Source organism: Gemmatimonas sp. (genome assembly GCF_031426495.1).
In the GTDB taxonomy this organism is placed as follows: Bacteria; Gemmatimonadota; Gemmatimonadetes; order Gemmatimonadales; family Gemmatimonadaceae; genus Gemmatimonas.
In genome coordinates this window covers 66,610-83,538 of record NZ_JANPLK010000029.1, presented here as the reverse complement: position 1 = coordinate 83,538, position 16,929 = coordinate 66,610, and the positions used below count along the sequence as shown (strand labels likewise).

The window sequence follows — 16,929 nt, the reverse complement described above, 5'->3', positions numbered from 1 at the left end:
GGCACCCGCGCGTCGATGTTCTCCGAGAGGGTGGCGCGCGACACCTCCACGCGCCGCGCTATGTCGGCGCGTTAAATATGCTCCTCGTCCCAGATCAATCGCTGGATCGTGGTGGCGTGCGGGCGGGGGCGGGACGGGTCGGCGCCTGGGGCGCCGACCTCGCAGCGGATGGTGTCAGTCATCGATCTCTCCGTAGGGCGCGGCCTTCTCAGCCCCGAAGATAGCGCTACTTGTGCACCAGCACGTTGTCCACGTACACGGTTTTCAGGTCGCCCGAGAAGATCAGCTGCGCCAGGTTGCCACGCGCCGCGAGACCCGGGAACGCCGTAAACGGGATGTCCAGCCTGACCCAACTGCCCGTCGCAAGCGCTGGCGTGGTGGAGGCCGTGAGCGTGACTTCGTGCTCGGAGTCGTCACCGCCGCCGAACGCGCCGTTCGCCCCGAAATTCACCAGCTTCACCTTGAAGACTGCCGGTGCGGCTGTCGCGTCCGGCGTCCAGATGTCCATCGAGAAATGCGTCATCGTCGTCGCGTTGATCTGCTTCGAGATGAACTCGATGCCGGCGAACACGACGTTGCTGTACCGCTTCACGTCGTCGTTGCCGATCTTGATGTCCGCCACGTCCGCCTGATCCCAGTCGGCCGACCACGTATCCGCACCGTTGCTGGTGTACGCGTTGGAGAACAGGGCGATGGCGTTCGCCGCCGTGTATGTCGGCGTCGGTGCGGCCGTCGTCGGCACCGTGGGCGCGCCGCTCGAGCGATAGAAGTACACGTTGTCGATGTACAGCGTGGTCAGCGTGCCCGACAGAATCATCTGCGCGAGATTCTTCCGCGTGGTGAGCCCCGTGAACGCGGAGAACGGAATATCGAGCGACACCCACGCGCCCGTCGTGAAACTCGGCGTAGTGGTGCGAGTGATCGAGATTTCGTGCTCCACGTCGTCACCGCCGGCAAACGCGCCGTTGGCTCCGAAGTCCACCAGCTTGATCTTGAGCAGTGCGGGCAGTGCCGTGGCGTCCGGCGTCCACAGGTCCATGTGCATCGTTGTCATCGCCGTCGCATCCACCTGTGGCGTCGTGAACTCGATACCGGCGAACGACAGGTTCGTGTATCGCTTCACGTCGTCGGTGGCGACCTTGATGTCCGCGACGTCGGCTACGTCCCAATCGGCCGACCACGTGCCCACCGTGCGGTTTGTGTAGGCGTTGCTGAACAGCGAGACAACATCCGCCGAGGCGCGCGTCGGCGTCGGTGCAGCCACCGTCGGCGCGTTCGGCGTCGGCGGGGCCGCCGTCCGGTAGAAGTACACGTTATCCAGATACACGGTCGCGCTCGATCCCAGCAAAATCAGCTGCGCGAGGTTGGCGCGCCGGGTGAGCCCGGTGAACGACGACAGGGGGATGTCGATGCTGTTCCATGCGTTCGCCACCAACGGCGGCGTGCTGCCGGGGGTGATGGCTACTTCGTGCTCGGCGTCGTCACCGCCACCGAACACATTGTTCGGACCGAAGTCCACCAGCTTGACGCGGAACGACGCGGCGTCGTACACGTAGACGTCGAGATGAAGGTGCGTCATGGTCGAGGCATTCACCTTCGTGCCGATGAACTCGGCCGCCGCGAATACGAGATTGGTGTAGCGCTTGGTCGCGTTACCGCCGATCTGCACGTCGGCCACATCGGCCTGGTCAAACGACGCCGACCACGTATCCACCGGCACGTTCGTATACGCATTGCTGAAGAGCGAAATCACGTCGGCGGCTGCACGTGTTGGCGTTGGGGCAGCGGCACTCGGTGCCGTCTGCGTGCGCAGCGTGATCGCTCCGGTCGCCGACGTCTCGCCGAGCTTGGCCGTGATCGTGCTTGTGCCAACGCCCACGGTGGTGATCGTGCCCGTCGCGCTGACGGTCGCCACCGCCGCATTCGACGAGGCGAAGGTGAAGTAGCCGGCCGACGCTTCCGTGATCTGCTCTGCGCCGCCAATCGTGTGCGCCACCTTGGTGCCCGTCAGGGCCACCGTCGCGCCAACTTCCGACGTGATCGATTGTGTCGGGATGCTCGGGCGCGGCGTGCCGAGATCGACCGTTTCGAACTTGATCTCATCGAACCACAACGTGTAGCCGACGCCGTTCTCCGGTCCCTCGGCGAAGTAAAACATGCCGCGCTCCGACGTCAGCTTCGAGGCGAGCGGAATGGGAAGGGTGTATTTCGTCCAGGTCGTTGTCAGATCGATCGCCGTCCGCTGTGCGGTGAGCGTCGACGTGCCGGTGTTGTCGTTGCCAAGGCCTACCACATCGAGCTTGGCGTTGATGCTGGCCTTCGCCCAGAACGTGACGGCGTTGTAGCTGCTCAAGTTGCGCGGCACCTGCGCCACGAACGCGCCGCCGGCGTACCCGCCCGTCGGATCGCCCGGTGACGGCACGATCACTTTCAGCGACGCCGTTCCCTCGCGCTTCATGGTCGCATCCGACGACAGGGCGTCGGTCTTCGAGCCGCTGAATCCCTGAAAGTCGACACCGGCGCCGAACGCGTCGCCGAAAATGGTGCCGCCGGACGGGAACGGGGCTGGCTCGAGCATGCTCGTGTCGCGGCTACAGGCTGCGGTCAACATCAGACCGGCAAGGCCAATCAGGCGGGACGCGGACGAGGGCAGATGCATGGCGATTCACTCCGGGAGGAAATAGCGGAGGCGCTGGCAGGCGGCCCGGGAGGGAGAGGGCACGCCGAAAAGTTTGTCCAGTAACCGAACAAAGAATGTCGCAATTAGGGCAACCTGTCAAGGAAATTCTTGTGAGTCACCGAAGGCTTGGTCCCACCGTGTCCGTTCCATAACTTTGCACGGATGCCGCATAATCATCCGCCGCATCGCGACTTTCTGAACATCGCCGACTTCTCCCCCGCGGAGACGTTTGCCTTGCTCCACCTGGCCGAACAGATGCGCACTGGCGCATACGATCGTAAGCCGTTGGTGGGGAAGGCGTTGGCCATGATTTTTATGAAGTCCTCCACGCGCACGCGCGTGTCGTTCGAAGTTGGGGTGACCCAGTTGGGCGGCACCGCGCACTTCCTGTCGCCTCGCGATGTCCAGTTGGGTCGCGGAGAGCCCATCGCCGACACCGCGCGGGTACTTGACCGCTACGTGCACGGCATCATGATTCGGACCTTCGCCCATGCCGATGTGGAAACGCTGGCCGAGTACGCCAAGGTGCCCATCATCAACGGCCTCACCGATCTGTCGCATCCCTGTCAGATCCTGGCGGATGTGCTTACGGTCCAGCAGCAGCTGGGCGACGTGCGCGGCAAAACGGTGGCGTGGATCGGTGACGGCAACAACATGGCCAACTCCTGGATCCAGGCGGCGGCGCATCTGGGATTTACGCTGAGGCTCGCCTGTCCTGAAGGGTACGATCCCGATGACACCTTCCTGCGTGCCGGTGTCGCCTCAGGGATGGTGCAGCTGATGCGCGATCCGCGCGAAGCGGTGGCGGGTGCCGACGTCGTGACCACCGACGTGTGGGCCTCGATGGGGCAGGAGGAGGAGCAGGCCAAGCGGGCGATGGCGTTTGCCCTCTATCAAGTGGACGCGCCGCTCATGGCGCTGGCGGCACCGCACGCAATATTTCTGCATTGTCTCCCGGCACACCGCGGCGAGGAAGTAACGGCCGAGGTCCTCGATGGCCCACAAAGCGTCGTCTGGGATGAGGCTGAGAATCGCCTGCACATTCAGAAGGCGATCATGGCCGCGCTGATGGGGAACGAAGCGCTCTAACCCGAAATTCACACCACATGCCAATCGCCGAAGGAATTCCCGCTCCCGACTTCACACTGCCCACCGACGCCGGTGACACGCTCACGCTGTCCTCGCTCCGTGGTCAGTGGGTTGTCCTGTTTGCCTATCCGAAAGACGACACCTCTGGCTGTACCATCGAGGCGTGCGAGTTCCGCGACGCGCTCCCGCGATTCGACGCGTCGAAAGCGGTCATTCTCGGCATCAGCCCCGACTCCGTGAAGTCGCACGTCAAGTTCAAGGCGAAGTTCGAACTGCCGTACACCCTCTTGGCCGACGAGGAGAAGCGCGTCCTGCAGGCGTACGACGTTTGGAAGGAGAAGTCCATGTATGGCAAGAAGTACATGGGCGTCGAGCGTACCACGTTCCTCATCGATCCGCAGGGGCAGATCGCCAAGGTGTTCAGCAAGGTGAAGCCGGAGGGGCACGCGGCCGAGGTCATGGCGGCGATCGCCTGAGTTCCGCTGAGAATCACTGCCAGCGTGGCAAGTCGCTGGCAGGTTCCTGCCAAATCGGTCATGTTATAGGGCGCGGCCGCTCCGGTCGCGCCCTGCTTCTTTTCGAGACATGACAGCTATCGCTCCCGGCACGCTCAAGCGTACGCCGCTCCACGACGTTCACGTCGCGCTCGGCGCGAAGATCGTCCCCTTCGCCGGCTATGAAATGCCGGTGCAGTACCCCGCCGGCATCACCGCCGAGCACAACGCGGTGCGCACGGCCTGCGGCATGTTCGATGTGTCGCACATGGGCGAGGTGATCGTGCGCGGTCACGATGCGATCCGCTTCGTGTCGTCCGTGACCAGCAACGACGTCGAGGCGCTTGCGGTCGGGCAGATCCAGTACTCCACGTTGTTGCGCGCTGACGGCACGATTGTCGATGACTTACTTGTGTATCGCTTCGCCGATCACTTGATGCTTGTGATCAATGCGAGCAATCGAGACAAGGACCTCGCGCATCTGCACGCGAACATGGCCGGCTTCGACTGTACGATGTCGGATGTCTCTGACGGCATCGCGCTGCTCGCCGTGCAGGGACCGCAGGCGCCGACGATCGTGGCGTCGCTGTCTGATGTGCCGCTGGATGGCATCAAGTACTACTGGTTTACCGAGGGCCACGTGGCTGGGGTGCCGTGTATCATTTCACGCACCGGATACACGGGCGAACTCGGGTTCGAGTTGTACTTCGACGCCTCGCAGGCGGTGGCGGTGTGGAGCGCCGTGATGGCGGCCGGTACGGTGACACCAGCGGGCCTCGGCTGCCGCGATTCGTTGCGCCTCGAGGCCGGGATGTGCCTGTACGGTAACGAACTCGATGATCGCACCACGCCCATCGAAGCGGGCCTGAATTGGCTGCTGAAGCTTGCCAAGCGCGAGCCGTTCCTGGGCAAGGACGTGCTGGTCCGTCAGCACCAGGAAGGCACCGACCGCAAGCTGGTCGGCTTCACGATCGATGAACGGGCGATCCCGCGACACGGTCACGGTGTCGTGTACGGCGGCGTTGCCATTGGAGAGGTGTGCAGCGGTTGTATGAGCCCCACGCTCGGCGTTCCGATCGGCACCTGCTATCTGCCGGCCGCCGCGGCAGTGGAAGGCACCACCTTCGAGATCGATATCCGTGGACGGAAGTTGCCGGCCCGTGTGGTGAAGCTGCCGTTCTACAAGCGGGCAGGGAAGGCGTGAGCGCACGTCCGCGCCCCGCAGCCATGCGGCGTGGCGGCGTGGATGACGGCGCCGCCAGCGTCGTGGCGATCCTCATGACCGATGTCGAGCCGGCGGTGCGATTGAACGCCGCGCTCGAGGCGGCGGGATTGACGACCGTTACGATGTCGCCGATGGATGATGTACGCGGCGATTTGCGTCGCGCGCGTCCCGATATCGTCGTGCTTACCGGCGCTTTGCTCGACGCCGCGAACGTGTCGCTTGTGCGACGTCTGCTGTGGGAGAACGTCGCCGTGCTTGGCTTCACCGACGTCTCAGACCCGCAGATGGTCGAGCGGTTGCGTGAGATCGGGTATGCCGAGACGTGGCCGAAGCCGGTGCGGATCGAGGATGTCGTGGACAGTATTAAGCGTCGGCTGGAGCGTCAGCGCCTGGCCGAGCTCACCGGACTCGTCGGTGAGTCTGCGGCCATTCGCGAGGTGCTCGTGAAGGTCGAGCAGATTGCGCCGGTGACCAGTACCGTGCTGATCGAGGGCGAAAGCGGTACCGGCAAGGAACTTGTGGCGCGCGCGATTCATCGTCTCAGTCCGCGCCGAGGGAAGCCGTTCATCGCGGTGAATGTGGGCGCGTTGACCGAAACGTTGCTCGAGAGTGAACTCTTCGGTCATGAGAAGGGTGCGTTTACCGGCGCGGCCGAACGTCGCCTTGGGCGCTTCGAGTTGGCGGACACCGGTACGCTGTTTTTGGACGAGATCGGTGAGATACCGTCGAGCACGCAGGTGAAGCTGTTGCGCGTGCTCGAGGAGCGAGAGGTGACCCGAGTGGGCAGCGGTCATCCGATCCCGATCGACGTGCGGGTGGTCGCGGCAACGAATCGTCCGTTGCGTGAGCATGTCGATGACGGCGGCTTCCGCGCCGACTTGTTCTATCGCCTCAACGTACTCGGCATTTATCTGCCGCCGTTGCGCGAGCGTCGCGACGATATCCCGCTGCTGGTTCGGCGCTTCGTCACTGAGTTCGCCGCCCTACACGATCGCGAGTTCCACGGGATCTCGGCCGAGGCGTTGACACTGTTGGTCGAGTACGACTGGCCGGGGAACGTACGTGAGTTGCGCAATCTCGTGGAGAGCATGGTCGTGCTCGCGCACGGACGGGAGATTGGCCCGGATGACATCCCCCGCGCGATCCGCGAGGGTGGTGGCCGGCGGCGACTGCCGGTGCACGTGGGCCCCATGGTGCGGGAGGGCGAGCGGGCGCAGGGGCGCGAGCTGGAGTTCATCGTGCGATCGCTGGTCGAACTCAAGTTACAAGTTGAAGAGTTGCGTCGTCGGATGGACGTAGAAACGCGTGCGCCCTCACCAGGCTGGGTTGGTGACGTTCGTGCGCCGTCCGTGGGAGCGGGAGAGGTCTCGGGAGAGGTGGTGTCGATGCCGGGGTTTGGGCTGATGCGTGGCATCGAACCTCGAGAGCAGGGACCGCAGGCCACGGTGATCACACTCGGGCCCGGAATGACGATGGCGGAGATCGAGCGGCTGGCGATTCAGGGGGCGCTGCGAGATACCGCCGGTAACCGCCGGAAGGCGGCAGATCTGCTGGGGATCGGGGAGCGAACGCTGTACCGGAAGCTCCGCGAGTATGACGGCGAGGACCCAGATCACGGAGACGACGGGGATGCCCCCCTCGACGAGACTTGAGGTTTAGGTCGATACGTCCATGCCGGACAACGCCTTGTGAAATTCTGAGTCTTGCTGGAACGCGACTCGGGTCACATATTAGCTCCGCAGAGAACCGAACACAGGTGTTTGGTATGCATCAGCCGCGGAGACAATCCTGTCTATACCAGTCAATTTCGGCATGACGTCCCCTCAGACCCCCTCCGGTATGATCGCCGGGAGTGTGCTGCCTATTCGTCGGGCCGAAGAGCTGATCGCCACCCTTCCCGGGGTGTTGTCGGTTCGCATCGTCCCGAACGAGACAGGCGCCGTGGATGAGATCCACGTGCTGACCACCGACTTGGTCCTGCCGAAGAATACGGTTCGCAACATCGAGAGCGCGCTCATGGCGCAGCTCGGTCTTCGGGTGAATCACCGAAAGATCTCGATTGCGACGACGTTGGACGCCCCCCGGGCGGCCGATCTGCCGCCATCGGCGGCGGCGCCGGCCGGTCTGAGCGCGATGGCGGGCGGTGCGGCGGCGCCCGTGGCGCCCGCTCCCCCGGTTCCAGCGACTGCATCCGTTGCGTCTGCGTCCCCCGGTGGTCAGTTAGGGGGACCTCCGCGTGCTGCGACGGCCATATCGCCATTGGGCGACGCTGCGCCCTCTGGTCGTCGTCTGTTGGTCTTTGAGGATGTGGAAGTTCGTCGCTCGCGTTCACGCGGCGTGCTGTGCCGCGTGACGCTGAGCCGAGACGGCCAGGAGTTTGTGGGCGAGTCGGAAGGTCAGGAAAGCGAGCGATCGCGGATCGACCTGGCAGCTCGCTCGACGTTGTTGGCGATTGTGTCGGCCACGAAAGCGACGCCGGGCGGAGAACGCTCGTTGGCGCTGGAAGGTTCGAAGCTGATCGACGCCTTTGACCGTGAGTTCATTTTCGTCAGTGTGGCGGCGCGCGTCGGACGCGAGCCAGTGGTACTGACCGGAAGTTGTGAAGTGCGTGAAAGTGCCGAAACGAGCGCGGTGCTCGCGGTGCTGGATGCGACGAACCGCTGGATGCACATCGATCGATAGCAAATTCGTGAAGCGCGGAAGGTTGGCGCTTCTTTTTACGACTACCCCCCATCGTCTGAACGAGACGACACAAAAAAACGTCCCCGTCAACCGTCAAGAGCGGAGCTGAGCGGGCAGGCCAAGCAGTAGGAGCGGAGCCAACCTCGTCAAGCATGTGGAGTCCCGAGCGGGACACACGTGACTACCCCGATGGGAGGTGACGCAAAGATGGAATTCGTGGCCCAGCTCGTGAACGCTATGTGGTCGTTCGTTTTGGCAGACGCCAAGGTTTGGAACTAAAGTAGTCGCGCTGACGGGGGCGCTTATTTTCCGATGAAGACACGAGTCATCGCATACGTATGGTCAGTTGTGGCAATGGCAGTTGCCATGACTGTCGTATTGTATGTACAAACCCCAGATGTCAATTTCGATTATCTGAAGGGCTCGGCGTTGCTCACGGTGATCGGTTTTATTGCTGCAAGTCTCGCCTATCGTGTGCAACGAAGTTCGCTCGGCGAGACCTCGTTCATCCCGTATCTGTCGGCGCTCGTACTCTACCCGTCGTGGACGGTAGTTGCTCTCGTCGGGATTGGTTCTGCGGCGGCTGAGATTCGGCGTAGGAAATTTGGCATCAAGTTGGTCTTTAATGTCTCTCAGTTCGTATTGGCTGCAGCATCCGCGAGCTTGGTCTACGTGGTGCTGGGTGGGAAGCCCCTAGCAGGCGCTGACGCTTCTTTCAACCCGTTGCCTCATAGTGCTGCCGTCATCGCGTTCCTTTTCGTAAACACTTTTGCGGTGGCCGCAGCGATCGGACTGGATACGGGCAAAAGTATCCTTAAGACGTGGTACGAGGGAAACGCAGCTGGCTTCGTTTACGACATTGTACTGATCCCATTCGTCTTCGGTTTTGCGCGAGCTTACCACGACTGGGGAATCTGGGGGGCTGCGTCGCTATTGGCGCTTGTGGTCGGCTTACGGTTCACTTACCAGTCGAAGCACCAGCTTGAGACAACGAACAAGGAGCTGCTTGAGCTCTTCGTTCACACGGTGGAATTTCGCGACCCCTACACATCTGGTCATTCTCAGCGCGTAAGTCGTTACTCCAGAATCATTGCAAAGGCCGTTGGACTTTCGAGTAAGGAGATCGCGCGTATCGAGATTGCGGGTATGCTCCACGACGTTGGCAAGATCCACGAGATTTTTGCTCCGATTCTCTCTAAGCCAGGGCGATTGACACCCGAAGAGAGAGCAATAATGGAGCTCCATCCGATCAAGAGCGCGGAACTCGTTGCAAAGCTTTCAGAGTTCGCTGACATCATTCCAGCGGTGCGGCATCACCACGAGAATTGGGATGGCACTGGATATCCTGATCGACTTGCCGGTCGAGAAATCCCGCTCGGTTCGCGGATCATCATGTTCGCGGACACGATCGACGCGATGACGACGGATCGACCGTACCGAAAGGCGATGACGGAAGTTGAGGTTCGGACCGAATTGCAGAAGTACAAAGGATCGCAGTTTGATCCTTACATTTGTGATGCACTTCTTGCGAGCCCGGAGTATCATCAGATCTTTGTCCCAGCTGATGATTCGAGAAGCTCAATCTCGTTCACACAGATATTTGAACGAGCGCGACGGCCAAGGACGCCTGCGGTTGCGTAGCCAAGAGGTGCTTCCCAGAGGGAGCACCTCTTTTTACTCAATGGGGCAGATGTTTGCTAAGGTAGAAAGGGAGAGGCGTGCGTTCCCGTCTGAGATCACTCACGTACTCGGCAAGAAGCTTTTGAGCACTCTCGATCTCGCCAAGAGCGTTGAGCGACTCGAAAATCTGGCACGTTCGAAAATCTTGGCCGAGTTGCCTCTTCCCCTGCCGAAAAGATTTTAGCAGCTGAGGGGTCAGCAGCTTCATGAGTTCAAAGTCTCCTTCCATTCGGGCAAGGCCCAGCCTCAGGGTGGTCACGTAGGAACTTCCAACGGCGTGACCACCCGTTGTCGCCTTCAGGGCGGCCACGCCGCACCTAGCGCTCGCCAGATCGCCTGTGAGTATAGCGAGACGAGCTCGTTGTCCCTGATAGGCATAGTCGAGGAACGAATCGTCGGACTCATCGACGAGAGCACCGCCGAACTCCAGCCAGAGTTTTGCCTGATGAATGTCATTGTCTATCTCCAGCGCCAATGAGGATCGAAATGTTGAGACCACCGCCGACCTCGTGTACATGCGTAGTCGACGTGCATCCTTGGCGATCGACTCGAAACGGCTCCGTGCTTCGTCTATAGATCCCGTTACGCGAAGTGCCCACGCTGCATCCGAGAGAATTTTGATGCGGGTGTTCTGATCACTCAATCCATCCGCATAGATGGCAAGCCTGCGAGCTGCGAGCGCCGCACGGTCCATATCATCAAAAATGGTATGGTAGTACATCTCCACAAGATCACACTGAAACTCTTCGGCCTTGCACTTTGAGAGCAGTGCTGTCGCTGTCTCATAAGCGCGCTTTGCGTGCCAAGTGACTGAAGAGTTTCCAGCAGAGCGGATCGTGAATGTGGCTGCCTTAAGTCGAATATCGCTAGCGACGATTGGGGACTCCGCGATGAGCAGCGCGCGCGCTGCCAAGTCCTCATAGTCATTCGCATTCGACGAATGATCCGCTGCCTCAAGCATTCGAAGTACCTCTTCTGGGTGTGATGTATCCCAGATTGGATCCGACTTCGCGATGTGCTCAAGGTAATTCGGGTTGTGAAGCAGGCGCGCATAGTAGCCGCCGAGATAGAGTGCGTCTTGCAGCAAAGAGTGAAGCGTATGCCTAGCGTCGTGTTCCTGGAGGTGGGGAATGCTAGCGTCGTAGAGATCGATGGCGCGGTGAGCTTCGCCCCTGCGCAAAAAGATATGGAAGGCTTCGAGGACGAAGGTCGCTAGGCCATCTAGGTCACCGGCAAGCGCCATGTTCTCACCGACGACGAGCTCAATCGGCGCCGACAGTTGTTCCAGCTTTCCAGCAAGTACCTCTCCGATCCTTCGACGAAGTGCTTGGGTCGAAGTCCGCGATAACTTCGCGAGTGCGCTTTTCGAGAGCAGGTGATGTACCTCGATTGACGTCCGAGTTTCGCGCATCGCATTGGCTCTGGCAAGCTCCTCGATCGCATCTAGGAGTCTAAAGGTCTCAAGCTCTAGGATCTCCTTGATAAGCTGCGGTGAAGCCAGCTTGTCCAGCAACGCAATCGTTTGAAGGACACGGGTAGCATCACTGGAGAGCTGATTCAATCGCTGATCGAGTACTGTCATAAGCGTAGGTGGCACACCGCCCGCCTCGCCAGTCTCAACCCAGTGGCTAACTAGCGCGTTGAGATAGAGCGGGCCTCCATCGCACGCTTCCGCGAACCAATTGGCGAGCTGCGTCGACAAAACTGCGGATACGTCAGATGCAATGGCGTGTGCGAGCTGAACGCATTCGTCCCGCTCAAGTGGTTGGAGGCGGACAATCTCGCTGCGAGAGGGGAGGTAGCGGGCGCTTGCTGCTCGTGGCGTCTCATTGCGAGAGGTCAGAACGCAGAAGACACGAGCGTTCTCCAATCGCTCGGTTAGGTCTACAAGAAGGTCCCAAGATCCGTCGTCAAGCCACTGTACGTCATCGATGATAAGTAGAGTTGGACGCTCATAAGAAATCGCGAATAGCAGATCAATAAATGACGCTCGAATGGCGCTGCTTGGTGGAAGCGGCTGCCGAACTCGTACCTTCTCGGTCTGCGTATCTTCTTCGTGTGAGCTTGGATGTTCGACCGCATCTGAAAGGTCTCCCTGTCTGACCAACTTGAGATTGAAAAGAGAATCTGGCGAGCAGCCTAACGCTCCGTTCTCCTGAAGCATCTCCGGGACGAGATCGAGAGTGACGCCAAAATTGCGCGTGAGCTCAGTTGACCTGCAGGATGCTTGAAGGACGCGAACGCCTTCAATCACCGCGACCTTGCAAAGTTCGCGTGTCAGCCTCGTTTTGCCGCTTCCAGACGGGCCGACAACCATCACCGCGCTCCCGTCATGCCACCGCGCCCGCCGCATCGCCATCGTCAGATTCGCCAGCTCGCTTGTCCGCCCCACGAAATGCCGCTCCGTCGGCACGAACGACGGACGCTTTTTCGACGGCGGCTCCGTGAACCGCTTTCGGAGCAGTGTCGCCGGCAGCCGAATGTCGCCGGCCGACGGGCCGATCTCGGCGAGGTAGCGATCGATGATCGCCACCGCCTCCGCCTTCGAGCCAGCCAACATCGTGCACTCGGCCAGCGTCAGCGTCGCCTCCTCATGCAACGGGTCGAACTGCAGCAGCCACCGCGCCAGCGCCTCCGCCCCCGACCAGTCGGCGCGCTCGCGACGCGTGCGCAACAACTCCACCAAGACCCGCCGCACCGCGGCGTGCACGGTCGCGCGCTGCGCGTCCACCCACTCCTGGTAGTCTGGCCACGGCGCGACGAAGCTCGGCAGAAAGACGCCGAAGGGCTCGTTCCCGCGCACCACATCCCGATCGAACAGGGTCGTCGTGTGAGACAACGAGAACGTGGTCACCACCTGCCGAGGATCGAGACACACACAGTCGCCCATGAGCGACACGTTGATCCCCATCGATCGCGCCTTGTACAACGTCTGTCGCAGGTTCCCGCGCTGGCGCGCCAGCGACTGCCCCGGCCATAGTGCCGTCAGCAAGTCGTCGCGCGAGTGCCGGTACTCGGAGCTGTACGCCACGCGAACCAGTAACGCAAACAGCGTCCCCGTCGACGGCACGATGCGGTCGTCACCCAACATCAGGCGCGCCGCTCCCAAGGTCTGAAACACCAAGGGCAGCCCGCCAAGATCGGCATCGTCCGCCACCTCTGGCAACGTCAGCTCGTCTCGAGCCGCTGATTGGAGTCGCATGCGAGCCATTGGCACACCCGTCGGCAAGAGTACAGGCTGGGCGATCGGCGTCGTCACCCGGGGACGACATGACACTGAGCTTGTACCGTCAGCGACGCGTCAGCAGAAGGGAAATGTCGCCGCAGTGAAGCGATCCCAACAGCGCACACCGTGACTCCCAGTAAACAATGCACGACGGGCGGTCTCTCTCGTGGAGAAACCGCCCGTCCGCTGTCATTCGTCCCGTCCCTGCCGCACCGCTCACCAACCCGGGAACTCACGGAAATTCGATCAACGACTCCGTCGGAATGCCATCCGCTTCCGCCTGGAAGTTGACCACCAGGCGGTGTCGCAACACAGCCTTCGCCACACTGCGCACGTCGTCAAGATCCGGCATCGCCCGCCCATCCATCGCCGCCCGCGCTTTCGCGCCCAGCACGAGATACTGCGACGCGCGCGGGCCGGCGCCCCAGCTCACGTACTTCTTCACTTTCGCACTCGCGTTCGGATCGTCCGGTCGTGTACTGCGCGCCAGCTTCACGGCGTACTGCACGAGACTCGGCGGCGCCGGCAACCGACGCACGAGACGCTGCAGTCGCAGCAGCTCTTCGCCGCCAACCACCGGACGCACCTCACCCTGCGACGCGCCCGTCGTCGACATCACGATCTCTTCTTCCTCTTCACGCGACGGATAACCGACGGTGAGTTCGAACATGAAGCGATCGAGCTGCGCTTCCGGCAGCGGATACGTGCCTTCCTGTTCGATCGGATTCTGCGTCGCGAGTACGAAGAACGGCTTCGGCAACTCGTACGTCCGACCAGCCACCGTAACGGTGCGCTCCTGCATCGCCTGCAGTAGCGCGGCCTGCGTCTTCGGGGGGGCTCGATTGATTTCGTCGGCCAAGACCATGTTCGCAAACACCGGTCCCTCAGCAAAACGAAACGCCCGCTTACCGGTACCGGGTTCTTCTTCCATCAACTCCGTGCCGGTGATGTCGCTCGGCATCAGGTCGGGCGTGAACTGCACACGTGAGAACGTGAGATCGAGCGCCTGCGCCACAGTCTGCACCAGCAGCGTCTTCGCGAGTCCCGGAACACCCACAAGCACCACGTGCCCGCCGGCGAGCAGCGCGGCGACGAGATCGTCGACCACCTGCGTCTGGCCGACAATACGCTTTCCGATTTGCGTGGCGAGCTCACGTCTCGCCTCGGCGAGACGGTCGAGCAGGGCGAGGTCGTTCTCGACAGGCGGTGTAGTCACGAGATCGGTGTGAGATGCGAAATGGACGAGCCTGAAAACAAATACGGACGCCCGCGGGCGTCCGTTGCAGTCTCAGAGAATGTAACGCGCGTACCGATGCGCGCGAGCGACGCACCGCACTACACGTGGTACAACGGGCGATCAGCGAAGGGCGAAGTCGACGCGCTGCTGCACGGGATAGTTTTCGCTGCGCAACGATGCCACGAGGGTGTAGTGGCCAGGCGACGGGGGCGACCACCGTTCGTCGTATACGACCGAATCGTGGGCGTCGAGCAGGCGGTTCTGCATGGACTGCGTGAAGAGACGCCCGGCGCTCCAGCGCCACACCTCACGGCCCGCGTCGTTGAGCACCACGAAATCGTGCGTCCGACCATCGGGAAAGTTCAACTCGACCCGTTTGCGGGAGTCGTTCGCGACCTCGATTGCGAATCGCACCACGCCGTGAGCCGTGTCCACCATGACGTGAGACGTCACGCCCTGTTCGGCGCTGCCCTTGGGGCGCGCGCTGGCGACCGGACTCGGCGTTCGCGGACCACACGCAAACATGAGCACGGCAGCGGCCAGCAGTGGAACGATGATGCGGGAGAGCATCAGGGAGTGGGTCGGATGGTCGGGTCGCGGTTGACGATGCCAATCGTAAGCACCGACATAGCTTGGACGACGCACGGTCACATTTCGATACTCTGCCACGTTATCAACGACAGCTGTGGCTGTCAAGCATCAGTTGACGCGCTAAGTGACGATGCTGCTTCACATTTGCCTTTTCCGGCTTGCCCGCATTCTCGTGTCGGCGTTTGTTCGGGTTCGGTCATTTTGATAGCTTGCGAAAAATTTCACAAGCGTCTAGCTTCCCCGCCGAATGGCAGATGAACCGCGGAACCCAATACCCGGCTCGACGCCGCCCGGAGAGCAGTCTCCGTGGGCGCTCGCCGGCCTTGGCATGCAGTTCTTCGCGTCCATCCTGTTGTTCGTGTACGCCGGCAATTGGCTCGACCGTCGGTTTGACACATCGCCCCTCTTCTTGTTGGGGGGGCTCTTCGTAGGCGGGGGAGGAGCATTCTACGCGAGTTATCGGCGACTTACGAAGCCGACGGGCACGCGTTCCACGGACGACACCGATTCGTTGCCGAAGCCATGACGACCGATCGCGTTGCGCCCAATCGAATGGTCCGTGCCCTGCTCGGCTTCACCGCCGCGCAGGTCACCCTGGTCGTGGTTGCTGCATACGTCATGCAGCGGTTCGTCTGGACCGACCCCGCGTCGGCCGGAGCGGTGCGCGCCAGTGCGTGGCTCGCCGTGGTCGTGCAGACTTTCACTTTTGCGATCGCGATGCTGGTGGCGCGAACGCAGGTGATGGCGGGGTGGGGACTGGGAGTGCTGTTGCGAGGTGCCACGTTGGCGTTCTGGGCCTTTCTGGGAGCCGACGCCTTGGGGCTGCCGTCCACCCCGGCGCTGGTGTCGTTGGTCGTTTTCTACTTCGTCTCGACTGTCATCGAGCCGATCTTTCTGAACGTTCACTAAGACCTGAATCGGATGCAGTTCATGCTCCGCTCGTTGTCCTGTGCCATGCTCCTTGCCCTCGCGCCCGTGGCGCTGAGCGCGCAGGAGCATACCGAGCACGCCCCGGCCGCGCCGGCTGCGGGCCCGGTGGACTTTATCACGCCGCACATCACGGACGGCTCGCACCTCGAGATCCCGTGGCCCAACAGCCACCTCGCCAAGGAAATCGAGCTTCCCAAGTTTGCTCCGGTGCATATCGGTAGCATGGAAGTCGATCTCTCGCCGACCAAGCATGTCGTGTTCATGCTGCTGGCGGCCGTGGTCGTGGCGGTCGTGCTCATCAGCGCCGCCTCTGCCTCGCGACAGCAGCATGAGACCGAAGGCCGCACCAAGGGCTTCGCCGGCGCTATGGAAGCGATGGCGTTGTATCTGCGCAACGAAGTGGTGCTGCCGAACGTCGGCCACCACGGCGAGGCGTTCGTCCCCTTCGCGCTGACGCTGTTCTTCTTCATTCTCACGTGCAATCTGTTCGGGATGATTCCGTACGGCGCGACGGCGACCGGTAACATTGCCGTGACCGCGACGCTGGCCATCATCACGGCCGTCGTCGTCGAGGTCGCGGGTATTCGCGCCAACGGTCTCGGCTACCTGAGCACGATCTTTTATTGGAACAAGGACCTGCCGATCGTCATGCGCGTCATGATGTTCTTCATCATGTCGCCGGTCGAAATGGTGGGGAAGATCTCGAAGCCGTTCGCGCTCACGATTCGTTTGTTTGCGAATATGACCGCCGGGCACATTCTGCTGCTCGCGCTCATCGGCCTCATTTTCGCGTTCCAGTCGTGGGCGTTCGCTGGCGTGCCGGTACTCATGGCGACGGTGATCAGTTTGCTCGAATTGTTCGTGAGCTTCCTGCAGGCGTTCATCTTCACGCTGCTGGCCTGTGTGTTCATCGGACAGATCCGCGAAGCGCACCACTAGAATCTGTTGAACTCTTACGGCGGAATCTCCCACCGCCTACAAGAGACGTAGCCGATCGAGCGATCGGTGATTCCCGTTGGGCCTCGGCCCGCTGACGGGACGCGCGGTACTTGGTGCCGCCGCGGGGAGTGCATTTCTCAACGACTATTTTTCGGA

The 16,929-nt window shown here is 61.6% G+C and carries 13 protein-coding genes; 9 read left to right on the top strand and 4 right to left on the bottom strand.

The genetic code is table 11. The features are described 5' to 3' along the window. Window positions 1-226: 226 nt before the first annotated feature. On the bottom strand, window positions 227-2,659 hold the full coding sequence (locus RMP10_RS08530; protein WP_310569915.1) for a hypothetical protein: 2,433 nt from the start codon (window positions 2,657-2,659) through the stop codon (window positions 227-229). A gap of 183 nt (window positions 2,660-2,842) precedes the next feature. Here RMP10_RS08530 and argF point away from each other — a divergent pair, with 183 nt between their 5' ends. The 6 genes from argF to RMP10_RS08500 all read left to right on the top strand — a co-directional run bounded on the left by argF (window position 2,843) and on the right by RMP10_RS08500 (window position 9,811). After that, on the top strand, window positions 2,843-3,769 hold the full coding sequence (gene argF / locus RMP10_RS08525) for an ornithine carbamoyltransferase (RefSeq protein ID WP_310569914.1): 927 nt from the start codon (window positions 2,843-2,845) through the stop codon (window positions 3,767-3,769). Between the two features lie 17 nt (window positions 3,770-3,786). Beyond that, the gene (locus RMP10_RS08520) at window positions 3,787-4,245 is read left to right on the top strand and encodes a peroxiredoxin (RefSeq protein WP_309670625.1); all 459 of its coding nucleotides are present in this window, start codon (window positions 3,787-3,789) and stop codon (window positions 4,243-4,245) included. Window positions 4,246-4,354: 109 nt separating this feature from the next. After that, window positions 4,355-5,467 carry a glycine cleavage system aminomethyltransferase GcvT gene (gcvT, locus tag RMP10_RS08515; protein WP_310569913.1) on the top strand — a complete coding sequence of 371 codons (1,113 nt, stop codon included), beginning with the start codon at window positions 4,355-4,357 and terminating at the stop codon, window positions 5,465-5,467. Next, window positions 5,464-7,140 carry a sigma-54 dependent transcriptional regulator gene (locus RMP10_RS08510; RefSeq protein ID WP_310569912.1) on the top strand — a complete coding sequence of 559 codons (1,677 nt, stop codon included), beginning with the start codon at window positions 5,464-5,466 and terminating at the stop codon, window positions 7,138-7,140. The genes gcvT and RMP10_RS08510 overlap by 4 nt, the downstream gene beginning before the upstream one ends. A 160-nt stretch (window positions 7,141-7,300) precedes the next feature. Continuing rightward, entirely contained in the window at window positions 7,301-8,170 is an 870-nt protein-coding gene (locus tag RMP10_RS08505) for a hypothetical protein (RefSeq protein ID WP_310569911.1), read from the top strand. A gap of 366 nt (window positions 8,171-8,536) precedes the next feature. Further along, window positions 8,537-9,811 (top strand): HD-GYP domain-containing protein, encoded by a 1,275-nt coding sequence (locus RMP10_RS08500; protein ID WP_310569910.1) that lies wholly within the window; start codon window positions 8,537-8,539, stop codon window positions 9,809-9,811. A 37-nt stretch (window positions 9,812-9,848) separates the two neighbouring features. On the opposite strand, the gene RMP10_RS08495 is transcribed toward RMP10_RS08500, so the two are convergent. The 3 genes from RMP10_RS08495 to RMP10_RS08485 form a co-directional block, all read right to left on the bottom strand. Then, window positions 9,849-13,109, bottom strand: a complete 3,261-nt coding sequence (locus RMP10_RS08495) for an AAA family ATPase (RefSeq protein WP_310569909.1) — start codon at window positions 13,107-13,109, stop codon at window positions 9,849-9,851. Window positions 13,110-13,308: 199 nt separating this feature from the next. Beyond that, window positions 13,309-14,292: a MoxR family ATPase gene (locus RMP10_RS08490; RefSeq protein WP_310569908.1), complete on the bottom strand. Its 984-nt coding sequence runs from the start codon at window positions 14,290-14,292 to the stop codon at window positions 13,309-13,311. 141 nt (window positions 14,293-14,433) lie between these two features. Next, window positions 14,434-14,883 (bottom strand): BsuPI-related putative proteinase inhibitor, encoded by a 450-nt coding sequence (locus RMP10_RS08485; protein WP_310569907.1) that lies wholly within the window; start codon window positions 14,881-14,883, stop codon window positions 14,434-14,436. 268 nt (window positions 14,884-15,151) lie between these two features. Between RMP10_RS08485 and RMP10_RS08480 the strand changes: the two genes are divergently transcribed. Genes RMP10_RS08480 through atpB form a run of 3 tightly spaced genes read left to right on the top strand, consistent with a single transcriptional unit; the run spans window position 15,152 to window position 16,773 of the window. Continuing rightward, window positions 15,152-15,430: an AtpZ/AtpI family protein gene (locus tag RMP10_RS08480; RefSeq protein WP_310569906.1), complete on the top strand. Its 279-nt coding sequence runs from the start codon at window positions 15,152-15,154 to the stop codon at window positions 15,428-15,430. Then, window positions 15,427-15,813, top strand: a complete 387-nt coding sequence (locus RMP10_RS08475; protein ID WP_310569905.1) for a hypothetical protein — start codon at window positions 15,427-15,429, stop codon at window positions 15,811-15,813. The genes RMP10_RS08480 and RMP10_RS08475 overlap by 4 nt, the downstream gene beginning before the upstream one ends. Window positions 15,814-15,834: 21 nt before the next feature. Continuing rightward, window positions 15,835-16,773: a F0F1 ATP synthase subunit A gene (gene atpB / locus RMP10_RS08470; protein WP_310569904.1), complete on the top strand. Its 939-nt coding sequence runs from the start codon at window positions 15,835-15,837 to the stop codon at window positions 16,771-16,773. Window positions 16,774-16,929 lie beyond the last annotated feature (156 nt).

Coding starts and splice junctions, on each gene's coding strand:
- RMP10_RS08480 (WP_310569906.1), top strand. CDS start 15,152: ATGGCAGATGAACCGCGGAACCCAATACCCGGCTCGACGCCGCCCGGA.
- RMP10_RS08500 (WP_310569910.1), top strand. CDS start 8,537: ATGACTGTCGTATTGTATGTACAAACCCCAGATGTCAATTTCGATTAT.
- RMP10_RS08505 (WP_310569911.1), top strand. CDS start 7,301: ATGACGTCCCCTCAGACCCCCTCCGGTATGATCGCCGGGAGTGTGCTG.
- RMP10_RS08520 (WP_309670625.1), top strand. CDS start 3,787: ATGCCAATCGCCGAAGGAATTCCCGCTCCCGACTTCACACTGCCCACC.
- atpB (WP_310569904.1), top strand. CDS start 15,835: ATGCTCCGCTCGTTGTCCTGTGCCATGCTCCTTGCCCTCGCGCCCGTG.
- RMP10_RS08475 (WP_310569905.1), top strand. CDS start 15,427: ATGACGACCGATCGCGTTGCGCCCAATCGAATGGTCCGTGCCCTGCTC.
- RMP10_RS08485 (WP_310569907.1), bottom strand. CDS start 14,883: ATGCTCTCCCGCATCATCGTTCCACTGCTGGCCGCTGCCGTGCTCATG.
- argF (WP_310569914.1), top strand. CDS start 2,843: ATGCCGCATAATCATCCGCCGCATCGCGACTTTCTGAACATCGCCGAC.
- gcvT (WP_310569913.1), top strand. CDS start 4,355: ATGACAGCTATCGCTCCCGGCACGCTCAAGCGTACGCCGCTCCACGAC.
- RMP10_RS08530 (WP_310569915.1), bottom strand. CDS start 2,659: ATGCATCTGCCCTCGTCCGCGTCCCGCCTGATTGGCCTTGCCGGTCTG.